Below are 17,104 nucleotides of genomic sequence, written 5' to 3'. Positions count from 1 at the left end.
ATCGGAGAGTCGCGCTATGCGCTGCAAGTCGGGGTTGTTGAGGTTCTGGTCAGGTGGATTGGCGGGGTGGATCCTGTTGGCGTCGATCGCATTGCTGGCGGGGGGCTGCGCCAGCCCGTGGCAAAGCAACTTCGAGCCGAATCCCGCGCTGGAGGGGCGGAAGTTTGCGCCGACTCAGTCGGTGCAGATCCGCACGGTCGAGCCGCAGCGGTTGCAGCAATACGCCCAGGCCGAGCGCCAGCGTCGCGTGGCCAGCACCACCGCCCCGCAGGACCTGCCGCCGCAGGAGCGCCTGGCCGCGAAGAACCGGCTGCTGGAGGCGTTGCAGCTTCAGGAGCGTGGCGACGAAGTGGAAATACTGGGCTGGTCGGAGTTCAAATCCTTTGAGAAACTCAGCCCGCGCGACCCCCGACTCGAAAAATTCGCGAAGAAAATAGGCGCCGATTACGTAATCGTTGCAGCAGACTATGCCGGGAAGGTCGCGCGGACGATCGATCGTCCGCTGACGACCTATTCGCACAGTTATGTGACGGTGCCGGGCGGGCGTGGCGGGCGTGGGCCGCGAACCATCGTCCGCACCGACACCTCCACAACCTGGGTACCGATGACGGTGGTGGAGGACGAGTATTTCTACACGGCAGCGTTCGTGCGGAAGCTCAGGCCCGGAGAGTCGCCGTAGCGGGCGACCGGCGCGCATGGCGACCGTTGCCGGGTGGGTCGCAAAACTCAATCACGCGAGGAGCTGGACCATGTGGCGAAGAACCGTGGGATGGGTGTGTGTGATGGCGGTTGTGCTGTTGGTCCAATCGCCGCGGGCGGGCGCTCAGGTGACGTCGCCTGCGCCAACCGCGCCTGCGCCGACCGCGCCTGGCAAAACGCAGGCCGCACAGAACGTGATCCCCGTCTTTCAACTCCGCGGCGAAATCACCGAATCGCCGGCAGACCCCACACTGGCGCTGTTCGGTCCGCCGGGAATCTCGCTGCGACAGCTCGTCGAGCAGATGAAGCAGGCGGCCGCTGATGAGTCGGTCCGGGCGGTGGTGCTGCTGGACGAGGGCGGATCGCTGGGGATCGCGCAGATCGAAGAGATCCGTCAGGCGATCAAGCAGCTTCGGGATGCGGGCAAGGACGTGTACGTCCACGCCGATTCATTGACGCTCGGCAAGTATGCCCTGTTCTGCGGCGCCACGCGGCTGAGCGTCGTGCCCACGGGGGACTTGTGGATCACCGGCATCTTCGTCGAACAGCCGTTTGTACGCGGACTGCTGAACAAGATCAGCGTCACGCCCGACTTCATGACCTGCGGGGAATACAAAAGTGCAGCGGAAATCTTCATGCGCGAGGGCCCCAGCCCCCAGGCCGAGGAGATGACCAACTGGCTGCTGGACGGGGTCTACGCCACGCTGATCGAGCTGATCGCCCGGGGGCGAAACGTCAGTCCTGAGCAGGTGAAGACGTGGATCGACAACGGGCCATATTCTGCCGAGAAAGCGCGTGGGCTGGGCATGATCGACGCGGTGGAGCATCGCCAGCAGTTCCAGGAGATGCTCAAGAGCAAATATGGATCGGACGTCACGTTCGAGAAGAAATACGGTCAGAAGAAGAAGCCGCAGATGGATCTGTCTTCGCCGTTTGCGATCTTCAAGATGTGGGGCGAGGCGATGTCGGCGGCCAGGAAGGGCAAGGCAGCCAAAGACGCGGTGGGCGTGGTGTACGTCGAGGGGCCGATCGTGCTGGGGTCCAGGGATCCTTCGCCGCTGAGCGCCGCTGACAGGGTCGCCACCAGCACTGAAATCCGCAAAGCCCTGGACGAGGCGGCCAATGATGACTCGATCAAAGCGGTGGTGCTGCGGATCAACTCTCCCGGAGGCAGCGCCGTGGCCAGCGAGATCATCCTCGATGGGACTCGTCGAGTGAAAGCGCGAAAGCCGCTGGTGGTGTCGATGGGGAATGTGGCCGGCAGCGGGGGGTACTACGTCGCCTGCGGGTCGGACATCATTTTCGCCGACTCCAGCACGATCACCGGCTCGATCGGTGTGGTGGCCGGCAAGCTGGTGACCACCGAGATGTGGAGGAAGGTGGGGGTGACGTGGAAGTCCTACGCCCGCGGCAGGCATGCGGGCATCCTGGCGACGGCGGCGCCGTTCTCCGACGAGGAACGTCAGAAGATCCAGTCATGGATGAACGAGATCTATGAGGTTTTCAAGGGGCACGTGCGCGAAATCCGTGGCTCGCGACTGAAGAAGAACCTTGAAGACCTTGCCGGTGGTCGCGTCTACACCGGGCAGCAGGCGCTGGAACTGGGACTGGTGGACAAGATCGGCACGCTCCAGGATGCGATTGCGTACGCGGCGGGGCAGGCGTCGATCAAGGACTACGACGTTCGCGTCGTGCCCGAGCCCAAGAACTTTATTGAACAACTCATCGCCGAGCTGACCGGCGCCGAGAATGACGATTCCAGAGGCCTGCTCCGCGCTGGCAACTTCGGCGTCCGCACGCCATCGCTGTGGGATTTGGCCCTGCCGCATCTGGCCGGCATGGACCCGCAGCGCATCGCCGCGGTACGAGAGGCGTTCGTGCAGATGACCACGCTTCAGGACGAAGGCGTGGTCCTCATGATGCCGCCGATGGTCGTGGAGGATTAATCGACGGAGCTGAAGTGCATGAGTTGCATGGCCGTGTTTTTGCCTGACTCGGCGAGGCGCAGGATTGCGCACGGACACAGGAGCAGACCATGATCTTCACCTCCGAATCCGTCACCGAAGGCCATCCCGATAAGGTCGCGGACCTGATTTCGGATGCGATCCTGGATGTGCATATGGAGCAGGATCCGTTCGCCCGCGTGGCGTGCGAGACGCTGGTCAAGGGCGGGAACGTCGTGTTGGCCGGAGAGATCACGTCGGCGGGGCAGGTCGATTATGATCGCGTTGTGCGCGAGACGATCCGGTCGATCGGCTACACCGATCCGGCCAACGTATTCAATGCCGACAGCGTGCGGATCACGAGCCTGCTGACGCAACAGGCGCCGGAAATCGCCGCGGGCGTGATCCATGCGACGGACGACCCCACACAGCAGGGGGCCGGCGATCAGGGCATGATGTTCGGCTTTGCGTGCGACGACACGCCAGAGCTGATGCCTCTGCCCATTTTCCTTGCGCACCGGCTGGCCGAACGACTGGCGCAGGATCGTCACAGCGGTCGCGTGGCGTGGCTGAGGCCGGACGGCAAGACGCAGGTGACAGTGGAGTACCAGGCGATGCGTCCGGTGCGCGTACTGACCGTGCTGGTGTCGGCGCATCATGGAGACGTTTCCCAGCAGACCGTGCGCGACTACGTGCGTGAGCAGCTCGTGCCGTCGGTCCTGAAAAGCTGGTGGCGAGATGACATCGAGATCATCGTGAATCCTTCCGGAAGCTTCCGCGAGGGCGGGCCCAATGTCGACTGCGGCCTGACAGGTCGCAAGATCATCGTCGATACGTATGGCGGGTTTGCGCGTCACGGAGGCGGAGCGTTCAGCGGCAAGGATCCGACCAAGGTAGACCGCAGCGGCGCGTACTTCTGCCGTTACGTGGCCAGGCGTATCGTCAGCAGCGGCATCGCGCGCTGCGCCGAGGTGCGCGTTGCCTATGCCATCGGGCGAGCCAGGCCGATCGGAATCGATGTGGAGACCTTCGGCACCGGCGACGCGGAGCGCGCCATCGAGCTGGTTCGCAGCTTTGACTTTCGTCCCGGAGAGATCATCCGACAGCTTCGGCTTCGCCAGCCCATCTACCGTCGCACGACCAACTACGGGCACTTTGGCAAGCCGTCATTGCCGTGGGAGACGTGATTGGGTGTCGGCGAATCACTGCGGGGCGGTTCCCAGACGCTGTTCCAGGTAATGCACGATGGTTTTGCTGAGGATGTCGGCCTCGAGGTTGAATCGCCAGCCGATGGGTCGCGTGCCCAGGGTGGTCAGGCGGAGGGTCGTGGGGATCAACGCGACGTCAAAGACGTTGCCACTGACGCTGGCGATGGTCAAGCTCACGCCATCGACGGCGATCGAGCCTTTGGGGGCCAGGAACCTGGCCAGGTACTGCGGCGCCTGGATCGTGAGACGAACTTCCGATTCGCTGTGGACCTGCGATATCAGCACGCCGGTGCCGTCCACGTGTCCCTGCACGAAATGCCCGTCGATGCGGTCTCCGGCACGCAGGGATCGCTCGACGTTCACTTCATCGCCGGGTTGAAGCACGCCCAGATTCGTCTTGTCCAGGGTCTCCTTGATGACGTCGAACCCGATGGTGCCCTTGGCGCGGTCGAGCTCGGCGACGGTAAGGCACACGCCATTGATCGCGATGCTGTCGCCAAGCTTGACATCGTCCCAGTCGGCGGCGATGACCAGCCGACGAAACATCGGCCCGTCGGCGACGGAGACGACTTTCACGGTGCGTTCGACAATGCCGGTGAACATGAGTAGTGGGCAGTAATCAGTGCACAGTCCACGAAAAACCGAGGACAAACGACACCAGACAAGATACTCGCTTGGCCGCAATCATGCCACGGACGCTCGAGGATATGGTAGTTGTCATCACAGGAGCCAGCGCGGGGATCGGGCAGGCGCTGGCGCGGCTGCTCGCCATTCGCGGCGCGCGGCTGGTTCTTGCGGCGCGACGACTCGAGCGGCTGGAAGAGCTGAACCGCGCCCTGGGCGGATCGCATCTGGTCGTCCAAACCGACGTATCCAAACCCGACGAGTGCCGATCGCTCATCGACCGCGCCGCGCAGCACTTCGGTCGCATCGACACGCTCGTGTGCAACGCCGGGTATGGTATCTACCAGAGCGTGGAGGCAACGTCGCCGCAGCAGATGCGCGACATCTTCGCCACCAATTTCTTCGGCACCACCGACTGCATTCACTTTGCCGTGCCGGTCATGCTCAGGCAGGGCGTGCGGGATGGATATCGGGGGCAGGTGATGATCGTTTCGTCGTCGGTGGCCCGGCGGGCGATCGTGTTCATGGGGGCGTATTGCGCGACCAAGGCGGCGCAGCTTTCGATCGCCGAGGCGTTGCGGGTGGAGTTGATGCCCTGCCGGATCGCGGTGACCAGCGTGCATCCGATCCAGACGGGGACGGAATTCGGTCGGGTGGCGGAGGCGGCCGGACATATCCGCATGCCGGCAAGTCCGGTGCGACAGCCGGTTGAGCTGGTGGCGCGAAAGATGGTGCGGGCGATCGAGCGTCCGGTGGCGGAGCTTTGGCCGTACGCGGCGGCGCGGTGGGCATTCGGACTGGGGACGCTTGTGCCCGGTCTGGTGGATCGAATGATTCTGAAATACCGTCAAAGAGTGCTCAGGGAAAATCCTGACGTGCCGTTCTGAAATCGCCAAGAGGGCTACTGCTCGCCGCCGAAGACGCGCTGGAACTGATCGGAAGTCAGGCCATAGCCCAGCCCCTCGGGAAACAGGCCGAAGCGGAAGCCGCTCTCGTCATCGATCGCGTCGTAGAAGAACGTGAAGGTCATGAAGAAGCGGTCGAATCGCCGGGTGAGCGTGACGCTCATGTTCTGGTTCTGGTTCTGGTTGAGCCGATAGCTTTGCGAGAAGCGAAGCTGGTATTTGGGACTGATGATGTAGTTGGCGGCCAGGGTGGCGATGGTGGAGTTCAGTTCGCCGATGTAGCGAGTGCCCACGAAGTAGCTGACGCGTGATTCCCGCTGCACCGCCAGCCCGATCGATGTCGTCGCCAGCGTCAGCTCATCCAGATTGTACTGTGCGTCGGCGAGCACGGCGGTGGTGTCGCTGATTCGCCACAGGGCGTCGGCGTTGGCGCTGTTTCGCGGGATTGACGCTTCGGGCAGGCTCGGGAAAAACAGCCCACGGAAGCCGGTGGGGGCGAGCTGAGCCTCGGAGGGCTGGTTGGCGAAGAGGTTCAGCTCGGTGTTGAGCGTGAAGAAATCGACGCTGCGCCACCGCCCCGCGCCGCCACGCTTGGTCTGCCATCGCTGGTGCAGGGCAAGCTGAACCGCGCTGACGTCGTTGATTGCATCAACCGGCTCGTCGTAGATGAACAGGCTGGAGCGATCCTCGGTGGCGGCACTGGTGAAGGCGTGCAGCTCCGGCTCGATCACGTGCCGCAGGCGATGGATGTCGAGCAGGTTGTTGCGCGCGGTGTCATCGACGCGCCAGAAGGCGGTGGTCATGCGCACGCCTGTGCCGACGAACAGCCGGTCGGCATTGGATCCGTCCGGCGAATCGGTGTAGGGCGTGTAACGCCCCATGATGTACGGCACGATCCGCAATGGCCCGGCGGAGAACGGGGCGTCGATCTCCTGCCGCAGATCAGCCCGGTAGGTGGTGTCGCTGTCGATCCCGGTCTGCCCGACGGAGGGGAATCCCGCCGGCCGGCCCGGCGGAAACGGATCCCGAGCCCGGCGAAAGCCCATCTCGGCAAACTCGGCGTTGCTGGAATCAAACCGAAGCGCCGAGAGCGTGTTGGCGCTGAAAAACGTGAAGCGATCATCCTGGCCGAGGCTCTGGCCGATGCGATAGTAGCCCAGCTCCGGCAGTCGCGCCACCTCGAAGTTCTCCTGAAGCGAATCGGAGGTGGTGACGATGTCGTTGGGCTGGGTCTGGAGCAGGAACGTCATCGCCTGGCTCTGTTGCTGCCGCTTGAGGTACAGCGACAGGTCGTGCGGGTCGCCTTCCTCGAATTCCTGCTGGAACCATTCCTCGAGGAACGTGGGATCGGAGACCAGACCGGCGCGAAGCTGCACCTGCCAGTTGTCAGGAAAGAAGTGCTGATGCTTCCAGAGCGCGCGGTATCGCAGGTCGCCGTCCTGCTGCACGCGTCGCCGCCCCAGACGGTCTTCACCGTCGTCATTGAAGACGAAGTAGGTGGTGAAATCGCCCTGGAAGTTCCAGGGTTGCTTGGTGGTTTCGGTGACGAATCCGCCGCCGTACTCGGCGTCCAGCCCCGCGGCCGGCCCGCGATCGTTGAAATAGTCCAGGCGATAGCTGAGGTCCAGATCCTGCGGCGGTGGGCGACCGATCGACTCAAACAGGCCCCATCGGGTGCGTACGCCCGGCCCAAAGCCACGCGAGCTGCCGAACATCAGCTCGCGCAGCGGAAACCCATGCTCGGTGATCGCTCCAGCCACCCACGGCCAGTAGAACACCGGCACATCGTACAGTTCGATGAAGTTGTGCCGGGCGTCGAAGATGGTGCGCTGCCCGAGTCGCGGGTCGCCGGTGTCGTACTGGCGGATGTAGGCGCGATCGGAATAGATGCTGTAGGACGGCACGGCGAAGCTGCTGGTGGAGAGGGTGAGCTTTTCGGCGCGGTATTCGCCGCGGGAGAGCTGTCGCACCTTGTGGGCGCGGACGACCACGGGGATCTGCCGCTGCGGCTCGATGGTATGCAGTACGGCGTCGGTCAGCACGGCCCGGTCGGTGGTGAAATCGTAGTAAACGCGTTGCGCCCGAAGCCGCTGCTCGCCCAGCCGGCTTCGCCCGGGCCGGGGCGTGAGCACAATCCGCACATCCCCTTCGAGGTAGGCGGCGGTGATGGCCTGTTCGATGGTCTTGAACTGCCCGGGCTGGCCAAGCTCGCGCAGGGATCGCAGCGGCGTAAAGAGCACGGCGCGATCGGCGCGCAATTCGAGCCGGTCGCCATTGTCGTCGGTCTGCATCAGCAGCACGTCGCCGGACAGCACCAGCGCAACCCGGTCTTCGGGGGTCTGCACGGTCTGGGCATTTTGAAAGCGGAAGCTGACCGGCGGAGAGGGACGGACCGGCCGGGTGGTCGGCGCCGTGGCAGGCGGTGGGGGCATTTGCGGCACCAGCCACGGACGCTGGATCATCCATTGTTCCGGTGGGGGCCGGGCGCCCGGGGCCAGGCGTTGCAGCGGCCGCAGGCTGGAGGCATCGCGATACAGATCGGTGTCGGACAGGTTCTGGGCGATGCGCGCGTTGGCGGTGATGCGAATCGTGCCGCGAACCTGCGTTTCCACGAACAGCACTTCGCCGCTGCGCAGCACCTGTTGCTGAGGTTGTTCGAGTCTGGCGTTGCCGAGCAGCGCGATTTCGGCCCGTTGCTCGTCGAGCACGGTTCCGGGCAGGGGGGTGAGCCAGATGACGGCGCGATCGGCGCTGAGCACGGCCCGGTCGGTCTGGATCGTGAGCGGTCCCTGGAGCTGCACGACGTTGGTCGAGCCTTCGGTCCAGGTGTAGGCGCGATCGGCGGTGATCAGCAGGTAATCGCTGGGCGGCTGATACTGGGCTGTGACGGATGCGACGGGAATCAACAACAGCAGCGTGATCAGCAGCGTCAGGCAGCGGGGCGGGGCAAGAATCCGCGTCAGCGCTGGTGCATGGGCGGTTGGCCCCAGAGGCACGATCCGGCTCCTTCCCACAAGCTGCCCGATTCCCCGCGCGGCGCAATGCCTGATTCGCTGCAACGCCCGAGGCTGGCGGGCATTATAGATGCACAGGACCATGCGTCAAACCAACGCCATCGCTGCAATCAGCCGATAACAGTGTTCGATGGTGCTTCGATATCATGGTGTCGTTCGGCAACCCCCTTCGTGGATGCGCGCCGATCAGTGGAGGCCGGTCATGAATCTGATGCGATGCTTCGCTTTCATGCTTCTCGTCGGCAGCGTGCTCGATCCTGCGGGGGCAGAGCCGACCACCCGGGCGAGCACCGCCGCCGCCACGGCGCCCAGTGCGGTTGTGGCGCAGGCGACGTCGAAAGCCGCGGCGGCGACGCAGCCGACTACCGCGCCCACGTCGCAGATCTCGACCAAGCTCCCCACGCCCGCCGAGCTGGTTGCAAAACTCAAGCAGATGAGACAGCAGAAGGCGGCGCGGTCGAAGGTGGCGTACATCGACCTGGCCCGGCCGGTCACGGAAAAGCCCGCCGACTTCTCACTGTTTGGCGGTGCCGACCGCTCGACGCTGCGCGGGATCGTCGAGCGGTTGCAGCGGGCGCGAGATGACAAAGACGTGCGCGGCGTGCTGCTGACGCTGGGGCCCGAGATGCAGATGAACCTGGCTCAGGCGCAGGAGCTGCGCGATGCACTGCTGGAACTGCGCCGCGCCGGAAAGAAGACCTTTGTCTACGCCGACAGCTACGACACCATCGGCTACACCATCGCCAGTGGCGCGACCAACATCTGCCTGCTGGAGGGCGGGCAGCTCATGATCCCCGGCGTCGGGTTGGAGGCCACGTTCTTCAAGGGGACGCTGGACAAGATCGGGGTGATGGCCGACTACGTGCAGATCGGCGAGTACAAAGGCGCCGAGGAGCCATTCACACGTACATCGCCCAGCGAGGAGCTTCGCGGCGAATTGAGTCGCATCGCCGAGTCGCTGTTTGCCGAGATCGTTGACGGGATCAGCCTCAGCCGCAATCTGTCGGCAAGTGCGGTACGGCAGATGATCGACGAGACGATGCTGATCGCCAGTGTCGCGCAGCAGCGCGGCTTTGTGGATCACCTGGTGGATCAGGACGGCTTGCGAGATCTGCTGAAGGATGAGCTGGGCAACGAGATCGAGCTTCTGCCCAACTATGGCCAGCCGCAAAAGCCGCAGCTCGATTTTTCCAATCCGCTGATTCTGCTGGCGCAACTAAGCCGCAAGCCGCCACCAGGCGACAGACCCGCCATCGCGCTGATTTACGCCGAAGGGTTGATCAGTGAAGGCGATGGCGAGGCAGACCTGTTCGGCGGCGGCGGGGTGGGATCCGAGTCGATGCGCAAGGCGCTGCGCATGGCGGCCAGGGACAGCAACATCAAGGCGGTTGTGCTTCGCATCGACTCTCCCGGCGGCAGCGCGCTGGCCAGCGAGGTCATCTGGCAGGCGATTCGCCACGTCTCGCAGGATGCCAGAAAGCCGGTGATCGTCTCGATCGGTTCGATGGCTGCCAGCGGTGGCTACTACCTGGCCTGCGCGGGGGACTACATCTTCGCCGACCGCTGCGCGATCGTCGGCTCGATCGGCGTGGTCGGGGGCAAATTTGTGCTGCGGGGACTTTACGACAAGATCGGCCTGAGCAGCGAAAGCTTCAACCAGGGTCGCAATGCCGACCTGTTCAGCAGCAACCAGGCATTCAACGAGCGGCAACGGCGAATGATCCGCACGTGGATGCAGCAGACGTACGATCAGTTCACGCAGCGTGTCATGACCACGCGTCAGGGCAAGATCCGCGACATCGACAAGGTGGCGCGTGGGCGCATCTTCCTGGCTTCGCAGGCCAGGGAACTGGGCTTGATCGACGAGCTGGGCGGATGCGAGGCGGCGATTGCGCGGGCGGCGGAGTGGGCCGAACTGGAGCCGGGCAGCTACGATGTCCGCGTCGTGCCTCCGCCAAAAACACTGGCCGACATCTTCGGCGGCGCGGACGACCCGCAGGTCGAAGCCGAATCGATGCTTCCATTCACTGCTCCATTGCGGCCGGAAGGGCTTTGGCGGCAGTCACTGCTGCTGACTCTGCCGCCTTCGGCGCGCAGGCAGCTTGCGCAGCAGGTGCAGCTCATGCAGATCCTTGAACGCCGCCCGATAGCGCTGGTGGCGCCGTTTGTGGTGAGTGTGAAATGACTTCTGTGAAGCCTCACAGCCTTCAGGTGGGCAGCCTCACTGAAGTGCGGGTTATGCGCTTGCCTTTTGCGCGGATGGAATTAGTATTTTCAGTGCCCGTCGGCTGAGCAGGGAGCGTTTCGGCGGCGGGCGGCGCGGTCCGGTGGCATGCTCCGGATGCGGCGCGGTCACGCAATGACAGACCAAGGCATGGATGCCATGTCCTCTCCACGAAGCAGTTTCGCGCGTGCTCGCCTGGCCCAACTCTGGCAGTTCCCCCTGCTGCTGATCTCGGTCGGTCTGTTCGCGGTGGCGGCGTATCTGTTCATCGATCCGCGTCCGGGCATGACGATCGAGCAGAAGATCGATCTTGCGCGACGATTCCTGGAACAGGAACGAGCCGAAGCGGCGCTGGCGCAGCTCAACAGGATTCTGGCCACAGAAAAACTGACGCCGCAGCATCAGGGACAGGTGCACCTGCTTTTGGCGCGTTCGCTGGAAATGGGGCAGCGGCAACTGCGGATCAACGTCCCGGCGAACCACCGGAGGATCATCGAGCAGACACGACTGGCCAGCGGACGCGGGGTGCGTCTGGAGGCTGATGACTATCGTCGACTGGCCGAGAGCTACGAAGCGCTGGGCAAGATCCCCGAGGCGCTTGAGAACTACCGCAAGGCGATGTCGCTGGACAACCAGCACGCCCTGCGATTGCAGCGCAAGGTGATCCAGCTTCAGTTGGATCAGGAGGATACTGCCGGAGCGGAGGCGGCGCTGGAGGCGTATCTCAAGGACCAGACACTCACCGACGCCGAACGTGCCTGGGCGCTGGGACAACGCGCTCAGTTGCTCATTGACGCCGGAAAGTACATCGACGCGCGGATGCTGCTGGCCGAGGCGTTGCGACTGGCCAGCGACAGCGTGGCACAGGGCGAGGTCAACTTCCGGCTGGGATACTGCGCGTATCGTCTGGGCGACGCCGCCGAGGCCGAGCGGTATCTTCGCGTGGCGCGCGAGCAGCTCGAGGTCCGCCATCCGCTGGACGCCGATGCGTGCTATTACCTGGGCCGAATCTATCAGGAGCGCAACGATCCGCAGACCGCCAACTCGTTCTACCAGATCGTGCTGACCAGCCACATCGATTCAAAGGTGATGCCGCTGGCGCTGCTGGGGCGTGCGCTGTGCCGGCTGATGCTGCATCAGGAAGAGGGCGGCCTGACAGACCTGCATGATCTGGTGAATCACGTTCAGCAGCGGCAGTCGGGAGCGCGGTTGCGGGAGACGGTGATCGGCGGGCTCAAACAGGCGTCGCAGTTGCTGGTGTCGCGCGAGCATTTCCAGGAGGCGCTGGAGGTGCTGGCGTACGAGCAGGAGCTGCAGCCGCAGCCGCCGGCGGGGTTCTTCGAGCGGCTGGGCGGCGTTCTGGAGCGTCGCGCCGAGCAACTGGAGCAGGCGCTGGCCGCCGCGCCCCCGGCCGAGAAGATCCGCCGCGCCCAGCAGGTCCGCCAGATGCGAATCCGCGCCGGCGACGCCTACATCGCGTTCTCGCAGAAGCTGACGCTCAGCGATGACAAGGGCTACGGCGAGGCGATGTGGCATGGGATCGATCTGTACGACCGGGCGGCGGCGGTGCAGTACGTGATCTCGGCGCTGGAGCTGTTTGTCACGGAACGTCCCGACGACAAGCTGGCGCCCGATGCGCTTTTGCGCCTCGGGCGCGCCTATCAGGCGGCGGGGATGTTCGACAAGGCGATCGCCGCCTATCAGCGCAACCAGTTTCGTTACCCCAACAGCCTGGCAGCGATCAAGTCGGCGGTGCCGCTGGCGCAGGCGTACATCGCCAAGGGGCCGGAGCACTACACCCGGGCCGAGGCCGTCCTGCAAAGCGTGCTGGACAGTCGCGTGCTGGATCCGGACGCCGAAGAGTTCAAGCAGGCACTGTTCGACCTGGCGCAACTCTACTATCGCACCAGTCGCTTCGAGGAGGCAGTGGCCAAGCTCGAGGAGTTCACGCAGCGTTATCCGAAAGACCAGCGGATGGGGCAGTTGCTGTTTCTGATGGGCGACAGCTACCGCAAGAGCGCGGGTCTGCTGGAGGCGCGTCTGGCGGCGGCATCGGCGACGCCGACGGCGGATGCATCGGCGGACAAGGGCGGCCCGGCAGTGGCGGACCTGGCCGAAACCGCGGCGGCGAAAAAGCAGCGCCTGACCAAGGCCAGGGAACTGTACGACCGCGTTGTCGAGCTGTATCGCGTCCAGCCCCCCGCCAGCGACACCGATCGCCTCTACCACAAGCTCGCGTACTTCTACCGCGCCGACTGCATGTACGACCTGGGTGACTATGCCGAGGCGGTCAGGCTCTACGACTCGGCGGCGTTCCGATATCAGGAGGACCCGTCGGCGCTGGCGGCGTATGTGCAGATCGTCAATGCCTATTGCGCCATGGGCAAGCTGGAGGATGCCAAAACCGCCAACGAACGCGCCAAGTGGCTGTTGCGCCGCATCCCCGCCGAAGCGTTCAACGACGGAACGTTCTCGATGCCCAGGCAGTACTGGGAACAGTGGCTGAAGTGGACCAGCGAGGCGGGAATGTGGTGATCAACAGGGCACAGGGCCGGATGGGCACGTGCGATGACTGAATCGATCGTTCAGGCACTGGAAGATCAGGTGGGCTGTTACCGCAGGCTGGCGAAGCTGGCGGAGCTGCAACACTCGCACGTTCAGCAGAACCAGACCGAAGCGTTGCTGGATGTGCTGCGCAGCCGACAGACGCTGCTGGAGCAGATCACCGCTCTGGAAAGCCTGATTGCGCCGGCCAAACGCGAATGGTCCAGCTTCGTGTTGCGGATGGACTCGGCCGGCCGGGCGCGGGCTGAGTCGCTGCTGGCCGAAACCCGCAGGCTGCTGGAGCAGATCACCGCGGCCGATCAGCAGGATGCGCTGATCCTCCAGCAGCGGAAGCTGAATCTGGGGCGGCAGATCAACCAGGCGGCGGCAGCCCGGCAGGTGAATCGCAGCTACGCCGCCGCCGCGTACGGACCGCGCCAGCCGCGGATGAACGTGCAGCGGTAGCCGGGATTGCACGGCTCGATCGTGCAAGGTGCGGCACAACAGGTTGGAGGTTTGTTCCTCGGCATGCTTCGACGCGAGCAAAGATGCAACGCATGAGTGTGGCAAGCGCACAACTTCAGCAGCCCGCGCCGGTGCCGGCCAGCCAGCGGATCGAAGAACTGGGCCGGATCATCATGGCCTACAGCGAGGTGACCGAGCGTCTTCAGCACTCGCACGATCAGCTCAAGCAGCAGGTGGAGCAGCTACGGGAGGAGTTGAGCGAGAAGAACCGCCTGCTGGAGCGGAAAAACCGTCTGGCGGCGCTGGGGGAGATGGCGGCGGGGATGGCGCACGAGATCCGCAATCCGCTGGGAGGGATTCAGCTTTATGCGTCGCTGCTGATGCGCGATCTTGCGGATCGACCGGCGTCGGCGGAGCTGGTGGGCAAGATCTCGGCGTGCGTGAAGCGGCTGGAGTCGCTGGTCAGCCAGGTGCTGCACTTCACGCGCGAAATCAATGTCCATGCAGTGCCGATGGACCTGGCGCAGGTGGTGGCGCAGACGGTGGATCTTGTGGCGGGGCAGGCGTCGGACAAGGGCATCCGGCTGTGCGTGCAGGGCCCGCAGACGTTGCGCGTGGTGGCCGATCCGGTGCTGATCGGCCAGGCGCTGCTGAACCTGCTGCTGAACGCGATCGAGGCGATGGAGCAGCCCGGACAGATCGAGCTGCGTTATGGCCCGCCGACGCGTCGGTCGCAGGCCAGGCAGTTTCAGTTGACGGTCCGCGATACCGGGCCGGGCATACCTTCGGAAATCATCGATCGAATTTTCGACCCGTTTTTCACGACCAAGGAGACGGGCACGGGGCTTGGTCTGGCGATCGTGCATCGGGTGGTGGAGGCACACGAGGGCACGATCATGGCCGGCAATGCCCCCGAAGGCGGAGCGAGGTTTGAAGTGAGGATTTAGGAGATTTCGGATTGCGGATCCGGGGCGGCGGGGATGCGGCGCGGGGTCGGCTCGTGCTGCGGCCGGCGATCCAGGGTCGGCAATCTGAAATGCAAGGCTATGGCACGCATTCTGATCGTCGACGACCAGGAGATGATGCGGGACTCGCTGGCGGCGACACTGGCGCGCGAGGGGCACGAGGTCGTCGCCGCTGGCGACGGGCCAGTTGCCGTCAACAGGCTCCAGGCGTCGCGCTTCGACCTGCTGATCACCGATCTGAAGATGCCGCGGATGACGGGCATCGAGCTTCTGGCCGAGGCCAGGAAGCTTCGCCCTGACATGCCGGTGGTGCTGATGACGGCATTCGCGACGGTGCAGACCGCGGTGGAGGCGATGAAGCTGGGGGCCTACGACTACATCCAGAAGCCTTTCGACGGAGAGGAAATCCGCCTGCTGGTGGAGCGTACGCTGGAGCACAGTCGGCTGAAGCTGGAGAACGCGGCGTTGCGGAGCATGGCGGAAGTGAACGCGCCGCGTCCGCTGATCGGCTCCAGCGCGGTGATGCAGGAGGTGCGCCGACGGATCGAGCAGGTGGCCAGGAGCAACGCGACGGTGCTGATCCGAGGCGAGAGCGGCACGGGCAAGGAAGTGGTGGCGCGGGCGATCCATGCCGCCAGCGAACGCAGGGATCGCCCGATGCTGGCGGTGAACTGCGCGGCTCTATCAGAGAACCTGCTGGAGTCGGAGCTGTTCGGGCACGAGAAGGGGGCGTTTACCGGGGCGGACCGCCTGCGGCGGGGACGTTTCGAGCTGGCCGACGGAGGCACGCTGCTGCTGGATGAGATCAGCGAGATCGCGCCCGGATTGCAGGCCAAGCTGCTGCGGGTACTCCAGGAGAACCAGTTTGAGCGGGTGGGCAGCTCGCTGACGCAGCAGGTGGATGTTCGTGTGATTGCCACGACCAATCGCAATCTCGAAGAAGATGTTCGCTCGGGCAAGTTCCGTCAGGATCTGTTCTACCGGCTGAATGTGGTGCCGATCGAGCTGCCGCCGCTGCGAAACCGCATCGAGGACATTCCCGAGCTGGCCCGGCATTTTCTGCATTTGGTAGCCAAGCGGGACAAGGATGCCTTCCGGCACATCGAGCCTGAGGCGATGCGGCTGCTTCAGGGGTACACCTGGCCGGGAAACGTGCGCGAGCTTCAGAACATCATCGAGCGTGCGGTGGTGCTGGAATCTGCGCCCGGGGTGATTCGCGCCGCGACGATCGAGCCATGGCTTCAGGGCGGCCAGGCAGTCAGCTCGGCGGTACAGAGCCTGGCGGGCAAGCCGCTGGCGGACATCGAGAAACAGGTGATCCTCAGCACGCTCCAGCAGTTCCGGGGTCATCGGATCAAGACCGCCGCGGCGCTGGGCATTGGCGTGCGCACGTTGGGGATGAAGCTGAAGCGATGGAAGGAGACCGGCGAGTTCGTGGAGGCCGGCGCATGAATTGCGCCCGCCGCGCAGAAGCTGCGCTTTGTGGCCTGCGGCACCGCCGCGCTTTTGCCGGCAGGTTCATCGCGCAGGGCACAGGCACGGGTTTTGATAGGAGAAACCGGCGATGTTCATCGAACGCCTGCTGAACCAGGGGAATCTGCCCGTGATCGAGCAGGTGGTGCGCTTCAGCGCTGCCAGACAGAAGCTGATCGCGGAGAACGTGGCCAACATCAGCACGCCGGACTACGTGCAGAAGGATCTGTCGGTTCAACAGTTTCAGCGGGCATTGCGGGAGCGTGTGGAGGCGAGGCGGCATGCGCCGCCCGGGGCGGTACGGTTCGAGGATATCCTGGGCGAGCTGAATCGGCCGGCCAGGAACATCCTGTTTCACGACCGCAACAACCGCTCGATCGAACAGTTGCAGTCCGACAGCCAGAAGAACGCGTTGTTTCACAACCTCATGATCGAGCTGTTGCGCAAGCAGATCGCCTCGATCGAAACGGCGTTGAAGGAGAGGATCGCCTAGCAGCGGCAGATTGGCCATGCGGTCGCAGCGACGGCGCGACTGAATGGGCACGGATGGTGACGGATGTTTGATGCATTGGATATTCCGGCCAGCGCGTTGGTGGCGCAACGCACGCGCATGGACACGATTGCGGGGAACGTGGCCAATATCGACGCGACGCGCAACGAGAAGGGGGAGAAAGTTCCCTATCGAAGGAGATTCGTGGTGTTCCAGGCGGGCCGGGCCGGGGAGCCGGCAAAGCCGGGCGTGCATGTGAAGTCAATCGAGCTGGATCCGTCGCCGTTCCGTCGCGTCTACGATCCGGGACACCCCGACGCCGACAAGGACGGATACGTCAGCTACCCCAACGTGGATCTGGCGATCGAGCAGGTGAACATGATGGAAGCGTCGCGCGCCTACGAGGCCAATATCACGATGATGGATACGCTGAAGGCGATGATCAATTCGACGCTGAGGCTGATTGCCTGAGGAAGCGGTCGGTGGCTGCTGGTCAGTTGCCGCTGCGGGAGGGGCTGACCGCTAAGCACGAAGCACTAAGCGCTGAGCA

General features: G+C 64.2%; 13 protein-coding genes. 11 read left to right on the top strand and 2 right to left on the bottom strand.

What is annotated here, in order from left to right:
* Window positions 1–16 precede the first annotated feature (16 nt).
* The 3 genes from ACQS5P_RS03465 to metK all read left to right on the top strand — a co-directional run bounded on the left by ACQS5P_RS03465 (window position 17) and on the right by metK (window position 3,829).
* On the top strand, window positions 17–679 hold the full coding sequence (locus ACQS5P_RS03465; RefSeq protein WP_428939512.1) for a hypothetical protein: 663 nt from the start codon (window positions 17–19) through the stop codon (window positions 677–679).
* A gap of 70 nt (window positions 680–749) precedes the next feature.
* Window positions 750–2,645 (top strand): signal peptide peptidase SppA, encoded by a 1,896-nt coding sequence (gene sppA / locus ACQS5P_RS03460; RefSeq protein WP_428939511.1) that lies wholly within the window; start codon window positions 750–752, stop codon window positions 2,643–2,645.
* Between the two features lie 89 nt (window positions 2,646–2,734).
* Window positions 2,735–3,829, top strand: coding sequence for a methionine adenosyltransferase (gene metK, locus ACQS5P_RS03455; protein WP_428939510.1), 1,095 nt, complete (start codon window positions 2,735–2,737; stop codon window positions 3,827–3,829).
* 15 nt (window positions 3,830–3,844) lie between these two features.
* Here metK and ACQS5P_RS03450 read toward each other — a convergent pair whose 3' ends face one another.
* Window positions 3,845–4,453: a riboflavin synthase gene (locus tag ACQS5P_RS03450; protein ID WP_428939509.1), complete on the bottom strand. Its 609-nt coding sequence runs from the start codon at window positions 4,451–4,453 to the stop codon at window positions 3,845–3,847.
* Between the two features lie 104 nt (window positions 4,454–4,557).
* Here ACQS5P_RS03450 and ACQS5P_RS03445 point away from each other — a divergent pair, with 104 nt between their 5' ends.
* Window positions 4,558–5,361, top strand: coding sequence for an SDR family NAD(P)-dependent oxidoreductase (locus tag ACQS5P_RS03445; protein WP_428939508.1), 804 nt, complete (start codon window positions 4,558–4,560; stop codon window positions 5,359–5,361).
* A gap of 14 nt (window positions 5,362–5,375) precedes the next feature.
* Here the strand turns inward: ACQS5P_RS03445 and ACQS5P_RS03440 are convergent, their stop codons facing one another.
* The gene (locus tag ACQS5P_RS03440; RefSeq protein WP_428939507.1) at window positions 5,376–8,477 is read right to left on the bottom strand and encodes a hypothetical protein; all 3,102 of its coding nucleotides are present in this window, start codon (window positions 8,475–8,477) and stop codon (window positions 5,376–5,378) included.
* Window positions 8,478–8,595: 118 nt separating this feature from the next.
* On the opposite strand from ACQS5P_RS03440, the gene sppA (ACQS5P_RS03435) reads away from it, so the two are divergent.
* From sppA (ACQS5P_RS03435) to flgC, 7 genes are all read left to right on the top strand, one after another.
* Window positions 8,596–10,578, top strand: a complete 1,983-nt coding sequence (gene sppA, locus ACQS5P_RS03435) for a signal peptide peptidase SppA (RefSeq protein ID WP_428939506.1) — start codon at window positions 8,596–8,598, stop codon at window positions 10,576–10,578.
* 198 nt (window positions 10,579–10,776) lie between these two features.
* Window positions 10,777–13,152, top strand: a complete 2,376-nt coding sequence (locus ACQS5P_RS03430; protein ID WP_428939505.1) for a tetratricopeptide repeat protein — start codon at window positions 10,777–10,779, stop codon at window positions 13,150–13,152.
* A 33-nt stretch (window positions 13,153–13,185) separates the two neighbouring features.
* Window positions 13,186–13,626, top strand: a complete 441-nt coding sequence (locus ACQS5P_RS03425) for a hypothetical protein (RefSeq protein ID WP_428939504.1) — start codon at window positions 13,186–13,188, stop codon at window positions 13,624–13,626.
* Window positions 13,627–13,718: 92 nt separating this feature from the next.
* Complete coding sequence (locus tag ACQS5P_RS03420; RefSeq protein ID WP_428939503.1) at window positions 13,719–14,573, top strand: sensor histidine kinase; 855 nt, start codon at window positions 13,719–13,721, stop codon at window positions 14,571–14,573.
* A gap of 99 nt (window positions 14,574–14,672) precedes the next feature.
* A complete protein-coding gene (locus ACQS5P_RS03415; RefSeq protein ID WP_428939502.1) occupies window positions 14,673–16,043 on the top strand; it encodes a sigma-54-dependent transcriptional regulator in 1,371 nt (456 codons plus the stop codon).
* Window positions 16,044–16,155: 112 nt separating this feature from the next.
* The gene (locus ACQS5P_RS03410) at window positions 16,156–16,557 is read left to right on the top strand and encodes a flagellar basal body rod protein FlgB (protein WP_428939501.1); all 402 of its coding nucleotides are present in this window, start codon (window positions 16,156–16,158) and stop codon (window positions 16,555–16,557) included.
* A gap of 63 nt (window positions 16,558–16,620) precedes the next feature.
* Complete coding sequence (gene flgC / locus ACQS5P_RS03405; protein ID WP_428939500.1) at window positions 16,621–17,025, top strand: flagellar basal body rod protein FlgC; 405 nt, start codon at window positions 16,621–16,623, stop codon at window positions 17,023–17,025.
* The last annotated feature ends 79 nt before the right edge of the window (window positions 17,026–17,104 follow it).

The organism is Fontivita pretiosa, from assembly GCF_050410795.1.
GTDB lineage: Bacteria > Planctomycetota > Phycisphaerae > Tepidisphaerales > Tepidisphaeraceae > Fontivita > Fontivita pretiosa.
This window is presented reverse-complemented; position numbering and strand designations above follow the sequence as displayed.

Excerpts from the sequence above, each read along its gene's own strand:
- ACQS5P_RS03465 (WP_428939512.1), top strand. The coding sequence starts at position 17 with ATGCGCTGCAAGTCGGGGTTGTTGAGGTTCTGGTCAGGTGGATTGGCG.
- sppA (WP_428939511.1), top strand. The coding sequence starts at position 750 with ATGTGGCGAAGAACCGTGGGATGGGTGTGTGTGATGGCGGTTGTGCTG.
- metK (WP_428939510.1), top strand. The coding sequence starts at position 2,735 with ATGATCTTCACCTCCGAATCCGTCACCGAAGGCCATCCCGATAAGGTC.
- ACQS5P_RS03450 (WP_428939509.1), bottom strand. The coding sequence starts at position 4,453 with ATGTTCACCGGCATTGTCGAACGCACCGTGAAAGTCGTCTCCGTCGCC.
- ACQS5P_RS03445 (WP_428939508.1), top strand. The coding sequence starts at position 4,558 with ATGGTAGTTGTCATCACAGGAGCCAGCGCGGGGATCGGGCAGGCGCTG.
- ACQS5P_RS03440 (WP_428939507.1), bottom strand. The coding sequence starts at position 8,477 with ATGGTCCTGTGCATCTATAATGCCCGCCAGCCTCGGGCGTTGCAGCGA.
- sppA (WP_428939506.1), top strand. The coding sequence starts at position 8,596 with ATGAATCTGATGCGATGCTTCGCTTTCATGCTTCTCGTCGGCAGCGTG.
- ACQS5P_RS03430 (WP_428939505.1), top strand. The coding sequence starts at position 10,777 with ATGTCCTCTCCACGAAGCAGTTTCGCGCGTGCTCGCCTGGCCCAACTC.
- ACQS5P_RS03425 (WP_428939504.1), top strand. The coding sequence starts at position 13,186 with ATGACTGAATCGATCGTTCAGGCACTGGAAGATCAGGTGGGCTGTTAC.
- ACQS5P_RS03420 (WP_428939503.1), top strand. The coding sequence starts at position 13,719 with ATGAGTGTGGCAAGCGCACAACTTCAGCAGCCCGCGCCGGTGCCGGCC.
- ACQS5P_RS03415 (WP_428939502.1), top strand. The coding sequence starts at position 14,673 with ATGGCACGCATTCTGATCGTCGACGACCAGGAGATGATGCGGGACTCG.
- ACQS5P_RS03410 (WP_428939501.1), top strand. The coding sequence starts at position 16,156 with ATGTTCATCGAACGCCTGCTGAACCAGGGGAATCTGCCCGTGATCGAG.
- flgC (WP_428939500.1), top strand. The coding sequence starts at position 16,621 with ATGTTTGATGCATTGGATATTCCGGCCAGCGCGTTGGTGGCGCAACGC.